At 37.6% G+C, this 19,331-nt stretch carries 20 protein-coding genes and 2 pseudogenes; 13 read left to right on the forward strand and 9 right to left on the reverse strand.

Features of this window, described 5'->3' with window-relative positions; translation table 11 throughout:
- Positions 1–54 precede the first annotated feature (54 nt).
- From NSQ69_RS05905 to aceA, 3 genes are all read left to right on the forward strand, one after another.
- Positions 55–729, forward strand: a complete 675-nt coding sequence (locus NSQ69_RS05905; RefSeq protein WP_002064191.1) for an S-layer homology domain-containing protein — start codon at positions 55–57, stop codon at positions 727–729.
- A 343-nt stretch (positions 730–1,072) separates the two neighbouring features.
- Positions 1,073–2,662, forward strand: coding sequence for a malate synthase A (gene aceB, locus NSQ69_RS05910; protein ID WP_078177024.1), 1,590 nt, complete (start codon positions 1,073–1,075; stop codon positions 2,660–2,662).
- 25 nt (positions 2,663–2,687) lie between these two features.
- Entirely contained in the window at positions 2,688–3,965 is a 1,278-nt protein-coding gene (gene aceA, locus NSQ69_RS05915) for an isocitrate lyase (RefSeq protein ID WP_002125874.1), read from the forward strand.
- Positions 3,966–4,101: 136 nt separating this feature from the next.
- Here aceA and NSQ69_RS05920 read toward each other — a convergent pair whose 3' ends face one another.
- Positions 4,102–4,596 (reverse strand): DUF6584 family protein, encoded by a 495-nt coding sequence (locus tag NSQ69_RS05920; RefSeq protein WP_002011284.1) that lies wholly within the window; start codon positions 4,594–4,596, stop codon positions 4,102–4,104.
- A 276-nt stretch (positions 4,597–4,872) separates the two neighbouring features.
- On the opposite strand from NSQ69_RS05920, the gene cspA reads away from it, so the two are divergent.
- The gene (gene cspA, locus NSQ69_RS05925) at positions 4,873–5,076 is read left to right on the forward strand and encodes an RNA chaperone/antiterminator CspA (protein WP_002011282.1); all 204 of its coding nucleotides are present in this window, start codon (positions 4,873–4,875) and stop codon (positions 5,074–5,076) included.
- Positions 5,077–5,134: 58 nt separating this feature from the next.
- Positions 5,135–5,352 (forward strand): annotated as a pseudogene (locus NSQ69_RS05930) (hypothetical protein).
- Between the two features lie 49 nt (positions 5,353–5,401).
- Here the strand turns inward: NSQ69_RS05930 and NSQ69_RS05935 are convergent.
- Positions 5,402–5,587 (reverse strand): hypothetical protein, encoded by a 186-nt coding sequence (locus tag NSQ69_RS05935; RefSeq protein WP_002011281.1) that lies wholly within the window; start codon positions 5,585–5,587, stop codon positions 5,402–5,404.
- 302 nt (positions 5,588–5,889) lie between these two features.
- Between NSQ69_RS05935 and NSQ69_RS27710 the strand changes: the two are divergent.
- From NSQ69_RS27710 to NSQ69_RS05970, 8 genes and pseudogenes are all read left to right on the forward strand, one after another.
- Positions 5,890–5,967: pseudogene (locus NSQ69_RS27710) on the forward strand (RNA-guided endonuclease TnpB family protein); the annotation flags it as partial.
- Between the two features lie 49 nt (positions 5,968–6,016).
- The gene (locus NSQ69_RS05940; protein WP_002011279.1) at positions 6,017–6,598 is read left to right on the forward strand and encodes a competence protein ComK; all 582 of its coding nucleotides are present in this window, start codon (positions 6,017–6,019) and stop codon (positions 6,596–6,598) included.
- A gap of 334 nt (positions 6,599–6,932) precedes the next feature.
- On the forward strand, positions 6,933–7,526 hold the full coding sequence (locus tag NSQ69_RS05945) for a TVP38/TMEM64 family protein (RefSeq protein ID WP_002011278.1): 594 nt from the start codon (positions 6,933–6,935) through the stop codon (positions 7,524–7,526).
- Positions 7,527–7,736: 210 nt separating this feature from the next.
- Positions 7,737–8,300 (forward strand): signal peptidase I, encoded by a 564-nt coding sequence (gene lepB, locus NSQ69_RS05950; RefSeq protein ID WP_002011277.1) that lies wholly within the window; start codon positions 7,737–7,739, stop codon positions 8,298–8,300.
- Positions 8,301–8,418: 118 nt separating this feature from the next.
- The gene (gene addB, locus NSQ69_RS05955) at positions 8,419–11,934 is read left to right on the forward strand and encodes a helicase-exonuclease AddAB subunit AddB (RefSeq protein WP_002125879.1); all 3,516 of its coding nucleotides are present in this window, start codon (positions 8,419–8,421) and stop codon (positions 11,932–11,934) included.
- Positions 11,931–15,656, forward strand: a complete 3,726-nt coding sequence (addA, locus tag NSQ69_RS05960) for a helicase-exonuclease AddAB subunit AddA (RefSeq protein WP_002125881.1) — start codon at positions 11,931–11,933, stop codon at positions 15,654–15,656. Before addB ends, addA begins: the two co-directional genes overlap by 4 nt.
- A gap of 23 nt (positions 15,657–15,679) precedes the next feature.
- The gene (locus tag NSQ69_RS05965) at positions 15,680–15,958 is read left to right on the forward strand and encodes an RNA polymerase alpha subunit C-terminal domain-containing protein (protein ID WP_061675287.1); all 279 of its coding nucleotides are present in this window, start codon (positions 15,680–15,682) and stop codon (positions 15,956–15,958) included.
- Between the two features lie 192 nt (positions 15,959–16,150).
- The gene (locus NSQ69_RS05970) at positions 16,151–16,858 is read left to right on the forward strand and encodes a DNA alkylation repair protein (RefSeq protein ID WP_002011269.1); all 708 of its coding nucleotides are present in this window, start codon (positions 16,151–16,153) and stop codon (positions 16,856–16,858) included.
- 55 nt (positions 16,859–16,913) lie between these two features.
- Here NSQ69_RS05970 and gerPF read toward each other — a convergent pair whose 3' ends face one another.
- The 7 genes from gerPF to NSQ69_RS06005 form a co-directional block, all read right to left on the reverse strand.
- Positions 16,914–17,129: a spore germination protein GerPF gene (gene gerPF, locus NSQ69_RS05975; RefSeq protein ID WP_001141570.1), complete on the reverse strand. Its 216-nt coding sequence runs from the start codon at positions 17,127–17,129 to the stop codon at positions 16,914–16,916.
- Positions 17,130–17,171: 42 nt separating this feature from the next.
- On the reverse strand, positions 17,172–17,558 hold the full coding sequence (locus NSQ69_RS05980) for a spore germination protein GerPE (protein WP_002125894.1): 387 nt from the start codon (positions 17,556–17,558) through the stop codon (positions 17,172–17,174).
- A 14-nt stretch (positions 17,559–17,572) separates the two neighbouring features.
- Entirely contained in the window at positions 17,573–17,767 is a 195-nt protein-coding gene (gerPD, locus tag NSQ69_RS05985) for a spore germination protein GerPD (RefSeq protein WP_001052805.1), read from the reverse strand.
- A 6-nt stretch (positions 17,768–17,773) separates the two neighbouring features.
- Complete coding sequence (gene gerPC / locus NSQ69_RS05990; protein ID WP_001070757.1) at positions 17,774–18,388, reverse strand: spore germination protein GerPC; 615 nt, start codon at positions 18,386–18,388, stop codon at positions 17,774–17,776.
- A 67-nt stretch (positions 18,389–18,455) separates the two neighbouring features.
- Positions 18,456–18,662 (reverse strand): spore germination protein GerPB, encoded by a 207-nt coding sequence (gerPB, locus tag NSQ69_RS05995; protein WP_001012505.1) that lies wholly within the window; start codon positions 18,660–18,662, stop codon positions 18,456–18,458.
- Between the two features lie 14 nt (positions 18,663–18,676).
- Entirely contained in the window at positions 18,677–18,898 is a 222-nt protein-coding gene (gerPA, locus tag NSQ69_RS06000; protein ID WP_001111190.1) for a spore germination protein GerPA, read from the reverse strand.
- Between the two features lie 96 nt (positions 18,899–18,994).
- A complete protein-coding gene (locus tag NSQ69_RS06005) occupies positions 18,995–19,174 on the reverse strand; it encodes an aspartyl-phosphate phosphatase Spo0E family protein (RefSeq protein ID WP_002087032.1) in 180 nt (59 codons plus the stop codon).
- Between the last annotated feature and the right edge of the window lie 157 nt (positions 19,175–19,331).

The raw sequence follows: 19,331 nt of genomic DNA on the forward strand, positions 1-19,331 counted from the left end.
TCCATAAATTCTTTATATTAGAAAAAAATATGTTTTTTTTAGGGAGAGAATACAGTGAAGAAAAAGATTTTAAAAGTAGCAACAGCTTTAACAATTATGGGTGGAATTGGATTAAGCGGACAAGGTACTACAGCAAATGCTGAAGTAGCTGTGAAACAACAACAAGCTGCTCCTGTTACATTTAAAGATGTACCGAAAGGGCATTGGTCTTATGGAGCGATCCAAAATCTAGCAGATTGGGGAATTATTGCTGGTTACGGAGATGGAAGATTCGGTTTTGGTGATAATGTAACACGTGAGCAAGTAGCGGCGTTAATTTACCGTACAATTGATGGGGACCAATACTTTGATGAAGATCATGAGTTTGTAAGTACATATAAAGATATCGTTGATGATAACTCAACAATGTTCCCAATTGAAATTTTAGCATTAACAGAATTAGAAATCTTTAAAGGTGATGGTAGTGGAAACTTCAGACCAAAAGATACGTTAACACGTGCAGAAATGGCACAAATTTTAACGGAAACATTTGAGTTACAAGTGAAAAGTACACCAGGATTTAAAGATGTACCAGCAGGACATTGGGCAGCTAAAGCAATTAATGCAGTAGGTTCAAATGGCATTTCAGCAGGTGATGGTTCAGGTAACTTTGCGCCAGGTATGAAAGTAACACGTGAACAATATGCACAGTTCCTATACAAAGCAATTTTAAATGATCAGCAACAATAATTTATCCCGCTATTTGAGGGCAGTAAGACTCCCACCTCAAAATTCGGCGAATGCGAGGGAGTTAGGTGGGAGATCAACTGCCCGTAAAAGCCCGATTGGTGAGAGCCAATAATCAGTGGGGGATGAACAACCCCCCCACTGATTATTAGTTTCACTTTATAAAAAAGAGCCAGTGTTATATAACACTGGCTCTTTTTTTGCTTGAAATCATAATGGATAAACACAGTTTTGTAAAAAAAATTATTAAATTTTCAAAAAAAACTTCCTTTTCCGAAGAATTGTTATATAATATAAAACATAAAATCAAATCTGTTATAAGACAGTTTTAAAAGGGGATGCTAATATGTCGACGCAAACTTCACGGGTTACACTGGCCGGAGAAATGTTACCAGCGTACAACGAAATATTGACACCTGAGGCGCTTAGTTTTTTAAAGGAACTGCATGAAAATTTCAATGAACGCCGCACGAAACTTTTAAAAAAGCGTGTGGAGAAACAAAAAAGAATTGATGCAGGGGAGTTTCCTACGTTTTTAGAAGAAACAAAGCATATACGTGAAGGGGATTGGACAATCGCCCAGCTTCCGAAAAATTTAGAGGATCGCCGCGTGGAGATTACTGGTCCGGTGGATAGAAAGATGGTCATTAACGCTTTAAATTCAGGAGCACATCTTTTTATGGCAGACTTTGAAGATTCGAATGCGCCAACTTGGAGAAATGCTGTCGAAGGTCAAATTAACTTACGAGATGCGAGTAAGGGAACGATCTCACATAAAAATGAAAACGGAAAAGAATATCGTTTAAATAGTAAAACAGCTGTATTAATTGTGCGTCCGAGAGGGTGGCATTTAGAAGAAAAACATATGCAAGTTGACGGCAAGAACATGTCTGGCAGTTTAGTAGATTTTGGTTTGTACTTTTTCCATAATGCGAAGACGCTTTTAGCAAAAGGAAGTGGCCCATACTTTTACTTACCGAAAATGGAAAGTTACTTAGAGGCAAGATTATGGAATGACGTTTTCGTATTCGCTCAAAAGTATATCGGTATTCCGAACGGAACGATTAAAGCGACTGTGTTAATAGAAACGATTCACGCTTCATTTGAAATGGATGAAATTTTGTATGAACTAAGAGATCATTCTGCTGGTTTAAACTGCGGACGATGGGATTATATATTTAGTTTCTTAAAGAGCTTCCGTAATCATAATGAATTTTTACTTCCGGATAGAGCGCAAGTCACGATGACAGCGCCGTTTATGCGCGCGTATTCTTTGAAAGTTATTCAAACGTGTCATCGTCGTAACGCGCCAGCAATCGGAGGGATGGCGGCGCAAATCCCAATTAAAAATGACCCAGAAGCAAATGAGGCAGCTTTCGAGAAAGTGCGTGCTGATAAGGAGCGCGAAGCTTTAGACGGTCATGATGGGACTTGGGTTGCCCACCCGGGACTTGTACCGGTTGCAATGGAAGTATTTAATCACATAATGAAAACGCCAAATCAAATTTTTAGAAAGCGTGAAGGAATACGTGTAACAGAAAAGGATTTATTAGAAGTACCGATGGGAACGATTACAGAAGGTGGTCTTCGCACGAATATTAACGTCGGTATTCAATATATTGCATCTTGGTTAAGCGGGCGGGGAGCAGCTCCAATTTATAACTTAATGGAAGATGCAGCAACAGCAGAAATATCAAGAGCACAAGTATGGCAGTGGATTCGTCATGAGGGTGGAAAGCTAAGTGATGGCCGTAATATCACTTTTAAATTAATGGAAGAATTGAAAGAAGAAGAACTAGCAAAAATAGAAAGAGAGATTGGTAAGGAAGCATTTAATAAGGGGAGATTTGAAGAAGCTACAAAACTGTTTACAAACCTTGTTCGTAATAACGAGTTCATGCCGTTTTTAACATTACCGGGTTATGAAATTTTATAAGAAACAAGAAAAGGGGATGGAACATATGAAAAACGAAAGAATTGATAAATTGCAGGAAAGCTGGGAATTAGATACGCGCTGGAAAGGGATAACACGTCCATATACAGCTGAAGATGTAATTCGTCTGCGCGGATCGATTGATATTGAACATACGTTAGCGCGCTGCGGTGCAGAGAAGCTTTGGAAATCACTTCATACAGAAGATTATATTAATGCACTTGGGGCATTAACAGGAAACCAAGCGATGCAACAAGTGAAGGCTGGATTAAAAGCAATTTATTTAAGCGGTTGGCAAGTAGCGGCAGATGCGAACCTTTCTGGACATATGTATCCTGACCAAAGCTTATACCCAGCGAACAGTGTGCCAGCTGTTGTAAAACGAATTAACCAAACACTTCAACGTGCTGATCAAATTCAGCATATGGAAGGTAGCGGTGATACGGATTATTTCGTTCCAATTGTGGCGGATGCTGAAGCTGGGTTTGGTGGACAGTTAAACGTATTTGAATTAATGAAAGGGATGATTGAAGCGGGTGCATCTGGCGTGCACTTTGAAGACCAATTATCTTCAGAGAAAAAATGCGGGCATTTAGGCGGAAAAGTATTATTACCGACGCAAACAGCGGTGCGTAATTTAATTTCGGCACGTCTTGCTGCGGATGTAATGGGTGTACCAACAATTATCGTCGCAAGAACAGATGCAGATGCGGCAGATTTAATTACGAGCGATATCGATCCAGTTGATCAAGAGTTTATTACAGGTGAAAGAACGCCAGAAGGGTTTTATCATACGAAAGCAGGTCTTGATCAAGCAATTGCACGTGGTTTAGCGTATGCGCCGTATGCAGATCTCGTTTGGTGTGAAACGTCGGAGCCAAATTTAGAAGATGCAAAACGCTTTGCGGACGCAATTCATAAGAAATATCCAGGGAAGCTACTTGCTTACAACTGTTCCCCTTCTTTTAACTGGAAACAAAAATTAGATGAAAAAACGATTGCAAGCTTCCAAAAAGAAATTGCATCGTACGGTTATAAATTCCAGTTCGTAACGCTTGCTGGATTCCATTCATTAAATTACGGCATGTTTGAATTAGCGCGTGGTTATAAAGAGCGCGGCATGGCAGCGTACTCTGAATTACAACAAGCAGAGTTCGCAGCAGAGAAATACGGTTACTCTGCAACGCGCCATCAACGCGAAGTAGGAACAGGATACTTTGATGAAGTAGCACAAGTGATTACAGGCGGTACTTCATCAACGACTGCTCTAAAGGGATCCACAGAAGAAGAACAGTTTACGAAATAAAGGTATAAGTAGGTGCCCCAAAAAATATTTTTGGGGCACTTTTCTTATTTATTATTACGTCGCTGCCATTGTTAAACTTTGTCGGAAAGTTGATGTAATTTTATTTGTCGTCGTATTGTGGGACGTTCACTTCTATTTAAAATATCCAATCCAATATAGTGAATATACCAACGATAGCAGTAAAAAGAAGGAATGCGAATAATGATAGACAGCCCCATGTAAATAGTTTGTCTTTCCATGTTTCTTCATAATCATCAATTAGTTCCTCTATCACTTTTTTCTGCAATGGCTGTAAGGGACGTTCGGTGTGTAGTCCTGTAATAATGTTACGATCTCCTTTGAATTTTAAAGCACGTACAATATGATAAGAGTCGTTTCCCATCGATTTTTCAAATTGTAGACATGCCGCGTGCATAACATCTGTTTTCTCTTTTTCAAGATACCAATACCGTCCAGCCATTTCTGGGTATTGTAATGTAAAGTAAATGTCACCGAGTTTTTTCCTAAGTGCTAATTCATTCGGATAAGTAGTGATTAATCCGTGTAATCTATCTCTTGCTTTTCCAAGGTTGTTATTTTCAATATCTTTTTCAATTCTCTTTAATGTTTTTTTAGGGATTATTTCTGTCATACACGCCTCCTTATTAGAATAGGTGTGGTTATATTTTATAAGAAATAATAAAATTTAGAAATTTTATTTTTAAAAAGGATTGTACATTCTATTTTAAGTATGTTATGATAATACCAGTTGAATAATTAAATTAAGCAATCCATATATTATCAAATGCCGAAAACAAACGGGAAAAAGTATGTGAGAACTAGTTTATTTTTCGAATTTGATAATGTGTGGATTCTTTTTTTATACATGAAGACTAAATAAAATGTATTTTCGTAGGAGGAAATAATTATGACAGTTACAGGACAAGTAAAATGGTTTAACAACGAAAAAGGCTTCGGTTTCATCGAAGTTCCAGGCGAAAACGATGTATTCGTACATTTCTCTGCAATCGAAACTGATGGTTTCAAATCTTTAGAAGAAGGCCAAAAAGTTAGCTTCGAAATCGAAGATGGCAACCGTGGACCTCAAGCTAAAAACGTAATCAAACTATAATTTTATAGTTTATTATAGAAAAAAGGATGGCTTATGCCATCCTTTTTTTGTTGTTGAGATATACGATATTTATATTAGTAATAAAGACAGCCTAAAAAGTACGATTGAAGAAATAAAGGCGTACTCGAAAACTTATGAAAATGATAAAGTGACGGTAATTGATTTGAGGAAGTCTCATTCTCGGTATTTAGATCAAGAACCATATTACAGGTTGAAAGAGATACAGAGAATCTTGGAAGAAAAAATAGTAGGTTTTTTGAGGATGAAGAAGAATGAAGGAAATGGCAATCAGTATGTAAAAGGGCTTTCCGTAAAGGAAGGCCTTTTAGTGTTCTTTCACAGCTTTTTTCTTTTCACGTTTCTTGCATTCTGGACATTTAGATTTACGAAAAGGCTTCGCGAAGAACAGTAAAATAAAAAATAAACCGAATATAATACTCGCTGAATTTTTTACGATAACAATGCTACTATTTTTCATTTGAATTGTTGGATGATCTTGCTTTTCTTCCATGAGAGACCTTCGTATATTTGATTTATATTTTAATTATAGCAAAATTAATTGCTGTAATTATATGAAAAGGGGAATGTGTTAAACATATTACAAATGATATAAATTCTTTTTTCGTATATAGAATCCTTTTTTTATACAGATTATTCCTTTAATATTCATATATCATTATTAACAAATTTATATTATATTTGATTTATTATAAGTATTTGTAAAGAATCGTGGAATGTAAACCATTTCCTTTTCGTAGGTGCTACTATAAAAGGGAAATGAAGAAGGGAAATTAAATAGCAATCGAAAATTAAAAAAAGAGAGGTGAAAAATCTGTTACTAACAAAAGAGCGAGTATAGATAAAAGTATTCTTAGCGTGCAAAAACTACATACTCTAAGGATATACATTTTCCTATATTTGTAGTAGCAGACAGTAGACTATGGAAAGTAAAGTAGAACGTTATGTCGAAAACTATGTTGTAAGCAAAAATACAATGGCCTTACTTCCTGTTGTTCTAGGAGAAAAGAAAGTTGTTACGCGAATTGTAGAAATGGAAGATTCTTTTTTCGTATTTCAAAAGCCTCTTGATATTATAGAGAGAAGTTGCCGGAAGCATGGTTCTAGTTTCTTTGGAAGAAAAGAAGGAACGAAGGAGTTAACGCGTATTACACATAAAGCTCCTATCGCAATTAGCCCGACAGATCAACTTTATTTTTTCCCTACGTATTCTTATTCTCGAAAAGAGTGTGCGTGGTTATCTCATTTTCATATTGAAGATAATAAAGAATTAAAAGATGGAAATCTTATTATTAGATTTATAAATGGTTTCGCTGTGAAACTAGAAATGTCAAAAAGTAGCTTTGAAAATCAGCAAAATCGTACAGCGAAATTACGGACAGAGTATGAAGATCGTAAGAAAAAACAAGGAAATCCTTGCTTTAAAGAGATTGATAAAAATGAAGAATCTAAATTAACACCAGCATATGAGAAAGTGTATTTTGTGAAGGAAGGCGAAGTGTGAGAGGGAAAGGATGGGGAGACTCATCCTTTTTATTTGTCTGTTTTTGTCGGAAAGTCGATAAAAATCAAATTGTGGTCGATGTATTCAGAAAATCACCGGTGTAATTTCATTTACCGAAAAAATCATCAAAAAATATTGTTCCTCAAACAACCAAACGTACAACAAACCTTGTCGAATATTGAAAGATTATCATAGCATAATAATGAAGGAATTCTAGCGAATGATATGGAAACTTTAATAAATACATCTCCATATGTCGTATCTACCATTTCCTCTTTCATTTAAGCAATGATACAGTAGAGGTAGTAATTAGAGTAAAGGGGTAAAGTGTAGAATGGATTTTCAAACGATCAAAGAGTATTTTTCACCAGAAAATATGGATCATATTGTTGAAAGTTATCGTGCGTTCGGACCGCTTCTCGGTATTGGCTTACCGATGATAGAGGCGCTTATTCCAGCATTGCCACTCATTGTGTTTGTGTTGGCGAATGCTGTTGCATTTGGTTTTTGGTTCGGTTTTCTTTATTCATGGATTGGGTCAGTAATTGGTGCAATGCTTGTATTTTTCATTATTCGTAGCTTTGGAAGAAGTCGTTTCTTTTCTTTTGTAAATAAGCATGAGAGAGTGCGAAAAGCGATGGGATGGATTGAAAGAAAAGGGTTCGCGCCAATCTTTGTTATATTTTGTTTTCCGTTCACACCATCTGCGCTTATAAACGTTGTAGCTGGTTTATCTCGCATTAGCGTAAAACAGTTTGGACTAGCATTAGCATTTGGAAAGCTTGTTATGATCTTTATTTTAACGTATATCGGTCATGATTTAGTGTCATTTATTCATAAGCCGGTGAAATCGGTTATTGTGGGCGTTGTTATTTTTATTTTATGGTATGTCGGTAAAAAAATTGAAGTAAAGTTAGAACTACATTAGGAAAAGTCTTCTTTGTCCCGCTATTTGAGGGCAGTAAAACTCCCACCAAAAAATTCGACTGAAGCAAAGAAGTTAGGTGGGAGATCAAACTGCCCGTAAATGCCCGATTGGTGCGGGCTAATAATCGGTGGGGGATGAACAAAACCCCCACCGATTAAGTTTCACTTTATAAATGCAAGCTTCATCATTAAAGGGCGAGGGGAGAAGCGAATGAAGAAAACTTTGAAAAAAGAAGGGCTAGAGTGGGTAAGAACAATTTTAATTGGTGTACTATTAGCTGTATTTTTTCGAACGTTTTTCTTTTCAACGTACGTTGTAGAGGGGAAGTCAATGATGCCGACATTGCAAGATGGAAATATGCTCGTTGTGAATAAGGTGAGTTATCAAGTAGGGGACTTGAATCGATTTGATGTCGTCGTTTTTCATGCGAATAAAAAAGAGGACTATGTAAAGCGAATTATCGGTTTACCTGGGGATCATATCGAATATAAGCATGATAAATTATATATAAACGGACAATTCGTGGATGAACCTTATTTAGAGACGTATAAGAAAGAGACAAATGGACGGCAATTAACAGGCGATTTTAAACTAGAAGAGTTAACGAAAGAAAAGTTTGTACCACCCGGTTCTATTTTTGTAGTTGGTGACAACCGCCTTGGTAGCTGGGATAGTAGGCACTTCGGCTTTGTGAAAGCTGATACAGTTGTCGGTAAAGTTGATTTACGATATTGGCCGATTCAAGAGGTACAAACGAATTTCTCAAAAGGCTGATATAATAAAATGAAGTATAAGGAAAAGACAAACGAGTATGTTTGTCTTTTTTATCGTCCTATAATACAATTGTGATAGCAAACTAACGTTCGTTATGTAAGTGAAAGGTGGGGGTTTCATGTCACTTCGATTTGTGATTGGTAGAGCTGGAAGTGGAAAAAGTACACTTTGTTTACACGAAGTGCAAGAAGAGTTAAAACAGCGCCCAAGAGGGAAAACAATATTATATCTTGTGCCAGAACAGATGACATTCCAAACGCAGCAGGCGTTAATTGGGAGCGAAGATGTAAGAGGTTCTATTCGGGCACAAGTTTTTAGTTTTTCGCGATTAGCGTGGAAGGTGCTGCAAGAAGTTGGCGGAGCGAGTCGTCTTCATATTGATGAAGCTGGTGTACATATGTTGCTTCGTAAAATTGTAGAATCTCGTAAAGATGGACTATCTGTGTTTCAAAAAGCAGCGGAGCAAAACGGTTTCTTTGAACATCTTGGTAGTATGATTGCTGAGTTTAAACGTTACAATGTGACGCCGTCTAACGTATATGAAATGTGGCAACAATTAGACACGCATAGCAGTAGTGCAGAGCAAAAGCTACTAGCGAATAAAGTGTATGATTTACAGTTATTATATGATGATTTTGAACGTGCTTTAATCGGAAAGTATTTAGATTCAGAAGACTACTTACAATTATTAATTGAGAAGCTTTCAGACTCTGAGTATGTAAAAGGCGCGGAAATTTATATAGATGGATTCCATTCATTTTCTCCTCAAGAGCTAGAAATCGTTAGAGGGCTAATGAGATTAGGAACAAGAGTAACAATAACATTAACGATAGATGAAAAAACGTTAGCGCAGCCAGTGAATGAACTAGATTTATTTTATGAAACGACGTTAACGTATGAAAAAATAAAACAAGTAGCGCGTGAAGAGAAAATAGAAATTGAAAAAACAATTCCACTTATGGAACAACCGCGTTTTCATTCTCCAGCATTAGCTCATTTAGAAACGCATTATGAAGCGCGTCCGAATGAAAAGTATCATGGTGAAGCGAGTGTAACAATTAGTACAGCAGCTAATTTACGAGCTGAAGTAGAAGGTGTAGCTCGTGAAATTAGAAGACTTGTGGCGGATGAAGACTATCGTTACCGAGATATCGCAGTCCTTCTTCGTAACGGAGAAAGTTATTACGACGTAATGCGAACGTTATTTACGGATTATAATATCCCGCATTTCATCGATGAAAAACGCCCAATGTCACATCATCCGCTAGTAGAATGTATTCGTTCTGCACTCGAGATTATTAGCGGGAATTGGCGTTATGATGCAGTATTCCGCTGCGTGAAAACAGAGCTTTTATATCCATTAGATGCAAGAAAAGAAGCGATGCGCGAAGAGATGGATGAGTTTGAAAACTACTGTTTAGCGTACGGTGTACAAGGGAAGAGATGGACTTCTGAAGATCCGTGGATGTATCGTCGTTATCGTTCTCTTGATGATGCGAGCGAAATGATAACAGACAGTGAGCGTGAAATGGAAGAGAAAATAAATCGACTTCGCGACGTTGTAAGAACGCCAGTTATTCGTATGCAAAAAAGACTGAAGCGTGCTGGAACAGTTATGCAAATGTGCGAAGCGGTATATTTATTTTTAGAGGAGCTTGACGTTCCGAAAAAACTAGAAGAATTACGTGTTCGTGCAGAAGAAAATGGAGATTTCTTATTTGCGACAGACCATGAGCAAGTATGGGAAGAAGTGATGAATCTTCTTGATACGTTCGTTGAGATGCTTGGCGAAGAGAAGATGTCCCTTTCAATGTTTACGGAGGTTATGTCGACAGGTCTTGAGGCACTTCAATTTGCGAACATTCCGCCGTCACTAGATCAAGTGTTAGTTGCTAATATTGATCATTCTAGATTATCAGATATTAAAGCGACATTCATTATTGGAGTAAACGAAGGTGTGATTCCAGCAGCGCCTATGGATGAAGGTATGCTTTCTGATGAGGAAAGAAATGTTCTCACCGCTGCAGGTATCGAATTAGCACCAACGACGAGACAAACTTTATTAGAAGAACAGTTCGTTATGTATCAAATGGTGACGAGAGCATCTGAGAAGTTATACATTTCTTGTCCGCTTGCGGATGAAGAAGGAAAGACGTTACTTGCGTCTAGCTTTATTAAGAAAATAAAAAGAATGTTCCCTGATGTGAAAGAATCGTTTATTACGAATGATGTAAATGACTTATCGCGTTCGGAACAAATTTCATACGTAGCAACGCCAGAAGTAACTTTGTCTTATGTCATGCAGCAACTGCAAACGTGGAAGCGATACGGATTTGAAGGGAATTTAGACTTTTGGTGGGACGTATATAACTTCTACGTTACTTCAGATGAATGGAAGCAAAAAAGTAGCCGTGTGTTATCAAGTTTATTCTACCGAAATCGTGCACAGAAACTAAGTACAGATGTAAGTAGGGATTTATATGGAGATACAATTAAGGGAAGCGTTTCTCGTATGGAACTATTTAACCGTTGTGCGTACGCTCATTTTGCCCAGCACGGTTTATCGCTAAGAGAGCGTGATATTTTCAAACTTGATGCGCCAGATATCGGTGAATTATTCCATGCAGCGCTGAAGAGAATTGCAGACAAGCTATTACGTGAAAATCGGACTTGGGCGGATTTATCAATAAAAGAGTGTGAACACCTTTCTGCTTTAGTAATAGAAGAAATTGCACCGTTATTACAAAGACAAATTTTATTAAGTTCGAACCGTCATTTCTATTTAAAGCAAAAACTACAACAAATCATTTTCCGTACGTCACTTATTCTTCGTGAACATGCGAAGTCGAGTGGATTTGTACCAGTTGATTTAGAAGTACCGTTCGGTATGGGCGGGACTGGATCTCTTCCGCCAATGGAATTTGCGTTGCCAAATGGTGTGAAGATGGAAGTAGTTGGCCGTATTGACCGTGTTGATAAGGCGGAAGATGAGAGTGGTACGTTCCTTCGTATTATTGATTATAAATCAAGTTCGAAAGCGTTAGATTTAACAGAAGTGTATTACGGACTCGCACTTCAAATGTTAACGTATTTAGATGTTGTTACTTCAAATGCACATACGTGGATGAAAAAGGGCAGTACTGCATCACCGGCGGGTGTATTGTATTTCCATATTCATAACCCGATTGTTGAGATGAAAGGCGATGCATCTGAAGAAGAAATTGAGAAAGAAATTTTAAAGAAATTTAAAATGAAAGGTCTCGTACTAGGAGATGCTGACGTTGTGCGTTTAATGGATAATAAACTTTCAACAGGAAGCTCTGATATTATTTCTGCTGGTCTGAAAAAAGATGGTAGTTTTAGTGCGCGTTCTAGCATTGCAAGTGAACAAGAGTTTAACGTACTTCAAAAATATGTACACCACTCGTTTGAAAATATCGGAAAAGACATTACAGAAGGTGTTATTGATATTGCTCCTTACAAAAAGGGGAATAAAGCGGCATGTACGTTCTGTAACTTCAAATCTGTTTGTCAATTTGATGAATCACTTGAAGATAACCAATTCCGTACGTTAAAAGATATGAAAGATAGCGAAGCGATGGAGAAAATTAGAGAGGAGGTTGGCGGAGAATGATAGAAAATTGGCCTCAGAAACCAGAAGGTAGTCAATGGACAGATGACCAGTGGAAAGCGGTTGTAGCGAACGGACGTGATATTTTAGTCGCAGCGGCAGCTGGATCAGGGAAAACAGCGGTATTAGTTGAACGTATTATTAAAAAGATTATAAGTGAGGAAAATCCAGTCGATGTCGACCGCCTGCTCGTTGTAACATTTACGAATGCAGCAGCGCAAGAAATGAAAAATCGAATTGGGGAAGCGTTAGAAAAAGTATTAATTGATGGGCCAGGTTCACAGCATATAAGAAAGCAGCTTAGCTTATTAAATAAAGCTTCCATTTCTACAATTCATTCATTTTGTTTACAAGTTATTAGAGGATATTATTACATGCTTGATGTCGATCCTCGTTTTCGTATTGCGAACCAAACAGAAAATGAGTTATTAAAAGAAGAAGTGCTAGATGACATATTAGAAGAAGAATATGGAATCGAAGATAATAGTATTTTCTTTGAACTAGTTGATCGTTATACGAGTGACCGTAGTGACGATGACTTACAACGAATGATTTTAGCGCTTCATACAGAATCAAGAGCGCATCCAAACCCGGAGAAGTGGCTTGATAAATTAGTAGAAGCATACGACGTTGAAGGAAAGACGATTGAAGATTTAGTGTACGCTTCTTACTTATTAGAAGATGTGAAGTTTCAGCTTGAAACAGCGGAAAAGCATATTCGTAAGGCGACTGAACTCGCAATGCTTCCTGATGGTCCAGCGCCTCGCGTTGAAACTTTACAAGCGGATTTAGCTTTACTTGGAACGTTATCCTCAGCAGCTCGTGGATCGTGGACAAGCGTTTATGAAGCGATGCAAAATGTATCGTGGCAAACGTTAAAGCGTATTAAAAAAAGTGATTACAACGAAGATGTTGTAAAACAAGTAGATTCTCTTCGTAATAAAGCGAAAGATGAAGTGAAGAAATTACAAGAAGAGCTATTTAGCCGCAGACCCGAAAGTTTCTTACGAGATTTTCAAGATATGCATCCTGTATTAGAAAAACTCGTGAAGCTTGTAAAAGTATTTACAGAGCGTTTCCAAGCGATTAAGCGAGATAAAGGAATGGTCGATTTCACAGATTTAGAGCATTTCTGTTTGCAAATTTTAAGCGAGCAAAGTGAAGGCGGTGAAATGAAGCCGTCAGCAGTAGCACTTCAATATCGTAATAAATTTGCTGAAGTACTAGTTGATGAATATCAAGATACGAACTTCGTACAGGAATCAATTATTAAATTCGTAACGAAAGATTCTGAGAGTGAAGGAAACTTGTTCATGGTTGGTGACGTAAAACAGTCAATCTATCGTTTCCGACTAGCAGAGCCTGGTTTATTCTTAGGAAAATATAAACGTTTCACACAAGAAGGATCGGGCGGCGGAATGAAGATTGACTTAGCGAAAAACTTCCGTAGCCGTCATGAAGTGCTAGCAGGTACGAACTTTATTTTCAAACAAATTATGGGCGAAGAAGTCGGCGAAATCGATTATGATGCTGACGCTGAATTAAAGCTAGGTGCTAGCTATCCAGAAGGTGAAGATGTAGCGGCAGAGCTATTATGTATTCAGCAAACTGAGGAAGAAGTGCAAGACGGTGAAGAAGGTGCCGAAGTAGAAAAAGCGCAGCTTGAAGCTCGTCTTATGGCGCAGCGTATTAAAGCAATGGTCGATTCAGGCTATGAAGTGTATGATCGTAAAACTGATAGTATGCGCCCAGTGCAATATCGTGATTTCGTTATTTTACTTCGCTCGATGCCATGGGCGCCGCAAATTATGGAAGAGTTAAAACTACAAGGAATTCCGGTATATGCTGACCTTGCGACTGGTTACTTTGAAGCGACAGAAGTAAATATTATGATGAACGTATTCCGCGTCATTGATAACCCGATGCAAGATATTCCGCTTGCAGCTGTACTTCGTTCACCGATCGTTGGACTAAATGACGAAGAACTTGCGACGCTTCGTGCTCATGGAAAGAAAGGCTCGTTTTATGAAGTGATGAGCTCATTCTTAAAGGGAGCGCCGCTTGAAGAAGAACAAGAACTGCATGATAAATTAGAGTGGTTTTATAACTTACTGCAAGGGTGGCGTGAATTTGCGCGTCAACAATCTCTTTCTGATTTAATTTGGAAAGTGTACGGTGAGACAGGCTATTACGACTTTGTCGGCGGTTTACCAGCCGGAAAGCAAAGGCAGGCAAACTTACGCGTACTATATGACCGTGCAAGACAATATGAAGCAACATCGTTTAGAGGATTATTCCGCTTCTTGCGCTTTATTGAGCGTATTTTAGAACGCGGAGATGATATGGGAACGGCGAGAGCCCTCGGAGAACAAGAAGATGTTGTTCGCATTATGACGATTCATAAAAGTAAAGGGCTAGAGTTCCCAGTCGTATTTGTAGCTGGACTTGGTCGCCGTTTTAATACACAAGATTTAATGAAGCGTTTCTTACTTCATAAAGATTTCGGTTTCGGTTCACAATTTATCGATCCTCGTAAACGAATTAAATATACGACATTATCGCAACTAGCGATTAAGCGTAAAATGAAGATGGAATTAATTGCGGAAGAAATGCGCGTACTATACGTAGCGTTAACACGTGCAAAAGAGAAGTTAATTTTAATTGGAACAGTTAAAGATGCCAATAAAGAAATGGAAAAATGGCTCGATGCAAGAGAGCATAGTGAATGGTTATTACCAGACCATATTCGTGCCGGAGCGTCTTGCTACTTAGACTGGATTGCACCTTCCTTATATAGACACCGTGATAGTGAAATGCTTCTTGAATTAGGACAAGGAAATATTCCAGGCGAAATTTATGAATATAGTGCTAGCTGGAAAGTGGAAGTTGTTGAAGGAAAAGATTTACTTGCACCAGAACCGGTTCAAGAAGAGAAACAAGAGTTATTAGAAGCGCTTCGCGATAAAAAAGCTGTTCCGTTAGAAAGTGAACGGAAAGAAGAAGTGTATGACAGATTGATGTGGGAATACGGGTATGCGGACGCGACATCTCACCGTGCGAAACAGTCTGTTACAGAAATAAAGAGAAATTATCAATCTGAAGAAGGTAGCGATAACGCCTTTATTAAAAAACTTCGTGCACCAATTAAAACACGTCCGCGCTTTATGGAGAAAAAAGGGCTAACATACGCAGAGCGAGGGACAGCAGTCCATGCCGTTATGCAGCATGTAGATTTGAAGAAACCAATTACGATTGAAGTTCTTCAAGAACAAATTGCAAGAATGGTAAATAAAGAACTATTAACATTTGAACAAGCTGAAGAAATAGCGATTGAAAAGGTAATTTCATTCTTTGACAGTGACTTAGGTAAAAGGGTATTAGCAGCAAAAAGTGTTGAGCGCGAAGTACCATTTACGATGATGCTTTCAGCAGAAGAAGCGTATCAAGATTGGCAAGGGAAGAAAGGCGAATCAATACTTGTCCAAGGGGTTATCGACTGCATGATCGAAGAGGAAGACGGAATTACTTTAATCGACTTTAAAACAGATACGATTGAAGGAAAGTTCCCAGGCGGATTTGATCAAGCGAAACCAATTTTAGAAGACCGATACAAAGTACAGCTTTCACTATATGCAAAAGCACTCGAGAAAAGCTTAAAACATCCTGTGAAAGAGAAATGTTTATATTTCTTTGATGGAAATCATGTTGTAAATATTGACGAATAGAGCTTAGAAAGGGGTTATGGATTATGGCGACGTTAAGAACTTGTGATCAAGGACACGAGTACTACAAAAGTAGCGATTGTCCAACTTGCCCAACCTGTGAGAAAGAGAGAAAGCCAAAAGAAGGCTTTCTTTCTCTTCTTTCAGCACCAGCAAGGCGAGCGTTAGAGCACTATGGAATAACGACTGAAGCAGAACTTTCAAAGTATAGTGAAAAAGAAATTTTGAAACTGCACGGTATAGGACCAGCATCTTTACCTAAATTGAGAGCGGCTTTAGAAGATAAGGGATTATCATTTAAATAAAAAAACTAATCATTAGCAGGGAGTAGCATCTTCATTAATGATTAGTTTTTATAATCGGTATTAATTAGCTAGATAAACGCGTATAACGAAATCCCATTTTGAAAATCGTAAATCGATGGACAAAACGATTTAAAAGATGGATCAAGAATATAAGCGGATTGATTATAATATTAAGGAAGGAAGTGCAACACGATGGATTTTGAAACAGTAATGCAAGAGCTTGAAACTCTCGGCAAGGAACGAACTAAAAAAATATACATATCCAATGGTGCAAAGGAGCCACTTTTTGGCGTAGCTACAGGTGCTATGAAACCAATCGCGAAGAAAATAAAAATCAATCAAAGTTTAGCTGAAGAGCTTTATGCTACAGGTAACTATGATGCGATGTACTTTGCAGGCATTATTGCAGATCCAAAAACTATGAAAGAATCGGATTTTGATCGTTGGATGGATGGGGCGTACTTTTATATGCTGTCCGATTATGTGGTAGCAGTAACTTTATCAGAGTCAGATTTTGCACAAGACGTTGCTGATAAATGGATTGCAAGTGGTGACGAACTAAGAATGTCAGCGGGATGGAGTTGCTACTGCTGGCTTTTAGGGAATCGAAAAGACCATGAATTTTCCGAAAGTAAGATTGCCAATATGCTAGAAGTTGTAAAAAATACAATTTATGATGCGCCAGAACGTACGAAATCCGCTATGAATAATTTTCTAAACACTGTGGGGATTTCATATGTGCCGCTACATGAAAAGGCAGTTGAAACCGCAAAGGAAGTAGGCATAGTAGAACTAAAACGGGATAACAAGAAAAGTAGTTTTCTAAATGCTTACGAAAGTATTCATAAAGAACTTGATAGAGGAAGACTCGGATTCAAACGTAAATATGTAAGATGTTAAAATTAAAAGAAACAGCCCTAGCTCTACACAAAATAGAGCTAAAGCTGTTTCTTTTTTACGCTGTTCCAATTTGATCTTGGTCTGCAACGTCCGAATCAAATGTATTTGTTGCGCTAACGCCGCTAAAAGTGTTGACGACAAATCCGACATTGGAAGCCCCAGAGCCGTTATAAGCTTTCGTATTTTCTTTCGGAGACACGTTATAAAAATCTCCTAAGTTGAAAGAGCCGTTACTGTTTTGAACGACAAGATTTCCTACAACCGAAGGCATACCATCCACCTACTTTACTAAGCTTTTTAATTACTATATGAATTATTTAGAGGAAGGTTCATCAGTAATAAATTGGCGGATTTGTAGCGTGCGAGAATTATTAAAAACATAGTCAACATTGCCGATTTGGAAGCACGCGGAATTTAAAAGGGTTCGCAAGTGAACATCATTTACTTCAATAAAAGGGCACTCATTTACAATATTTAGTTTTACATCTGTCGTTCGCTTTGGAATTGTAATGTACTCATCTGTAAAGATTTCAAACGCATCAAAACGACCTTCACCTTTTATATAACAAGGGATTTCTCGATGAACGATAAGTGCTCTATTTTTTAATTCTATTTGATTAGAATCCCCGGCCTGGAAGACAGCTGCAACCCCCATAGAAACGATAGAAACATTTTGTACAATTGAAGTATGACGGAGCATAATTTTTCCTCTCCTCAACCTGGAGTCGGAGGGACATCTGTTACTAATGGTACAAATGGTCCCTCTGTAACAGATTCGAATGGCGTATCAAGAATAGAAGAAAGGATGAGAAGGTTTGCATCTCCAATTAAAAATAATGCGGAAGAAGAAACCCCGTTCATTTTAATCTGGCCTACTTTTAACTCGCGGTTTACAACATTTAAATTCATGCATACTCACTCCTTTCGGAAATTGCCCGGTATGTGTTGAATAAAGGAAAGGAACGCCTTGTCAATATCTTGTTTCATCGCTTGAATAATGATGTCTCGTAAATAATCGGGATCTGTGGAAATACCCTCATACGATTGAACTTGTGATAAATAATATGGAAGTCTATGTTCCATCTGTTTTTTTATGTCATCCACCATCATTTGTCGATACATCTCATCAAGCGGCGTTCTCTCTTCTTGTTCAAAATGGAGAATTCGACTATATGCTTCTTCATCTAAATAGCGATGCATTTCTTGGAGGATACCTTGATAAAAGTCTGGATTTGTTTCTGTTTCAGGATTTACTTTTAATGTTTCTGTATCCACTTGAAAATCTTCAATTTGTTGCCCTTTTGTTGAAAATGGATTCAAGCCAATATTTAAAGTGCCGTTTAAATTTTCTACTTTTAATTGATCGAATTTATATTCCACTTTTCCTATAGAAGAGGAGGGACGACTTTTTAACTCATTAAGCTCTTCTTGTAGTAGGCGAACTTGCTCTTCAAGGTTTAGAATAGTTTGCTGCTGTATTTGGAGAGCTTGTTGAAGTTGGTGTAGGTAAGTATATATATCTTGATTCATTTGTGAAACCTCCTTTTCAATAGGGAGGGGAAATATATTCCTGCTATATATTTATGACAAGGATACCTTAAGAAGAACTAGTTGATGGTTTGATGGAAATAATTTGTCCTTTCGCATGTAAAGGGCGAAGCGGTTCTGTAAATCCGCCAGAATTTGAGAATTTAGAAAGAGCCTTAATACTACCTGCAGTTCCAATTTGAAAAACGGAAGAGGTCGTAATGCTATCGATTTTAATGCTGTTAATGATGATACTTTGGTTCACATAAAAATTCAATGCAATCGCCCCCTTTAGTTCGAACCAATTATTGCTTGATCAATTACATCTGAATCATTGACGGTCGTTGAGCTTTGATAATTGTAGACAGAGACGTTATCCCCAACATTAAATGAACCGGCTCCGGCAAAAGCGCGTGAATAACTAATAGGCCTAATCGCAAATACATCTCCAATATGAAAAATACCACTTGATCCAATATTAACGATACGAATATGTCCGACCATAGCTGGCATACAAAACACCTTTCGTTTTTAAAATTTTCTTTTCTACTATTGTATGGGCGTTTTCAATAAAATGTGTATTTTTTCGAAATAAAAGAAACACATACGTTATTGCGTATGTGTTTCGAACATTTGAGTATGTGTGCAATCTGTATGTATAGGCCAAACAACATTTAAGAGCCTGTCCAATTCCTGGCTACAATCTACTGTTTTTTGAGAAGTCATTCCGTAGCGTTCAGCAAAATAGATCATTTTTTCGCGTTTTTTTTCGATAGCTTGCTCAAACATTGAAATCGGCTCCATCTCTCAATAAATTTTATGTATATATGTAGTACATATTATACAAAAATCCCATAAAAAAGAAACATCTTCGCTAAAAAAAGTATAATTTCTACATTTTATGTCAAATAACGGATGAGGAACAAATGTAAGAATGGTTGAATAT

The organism is Bacillus sp. FSL R10-2201, from assembly GCF_038008665.1.
Classification (GTDB): Bacteria; Bacillota; Bacilli; order Bacillales; family Bacillaceae_G; genus Bacillus_A; species Bacillus_A mycoides.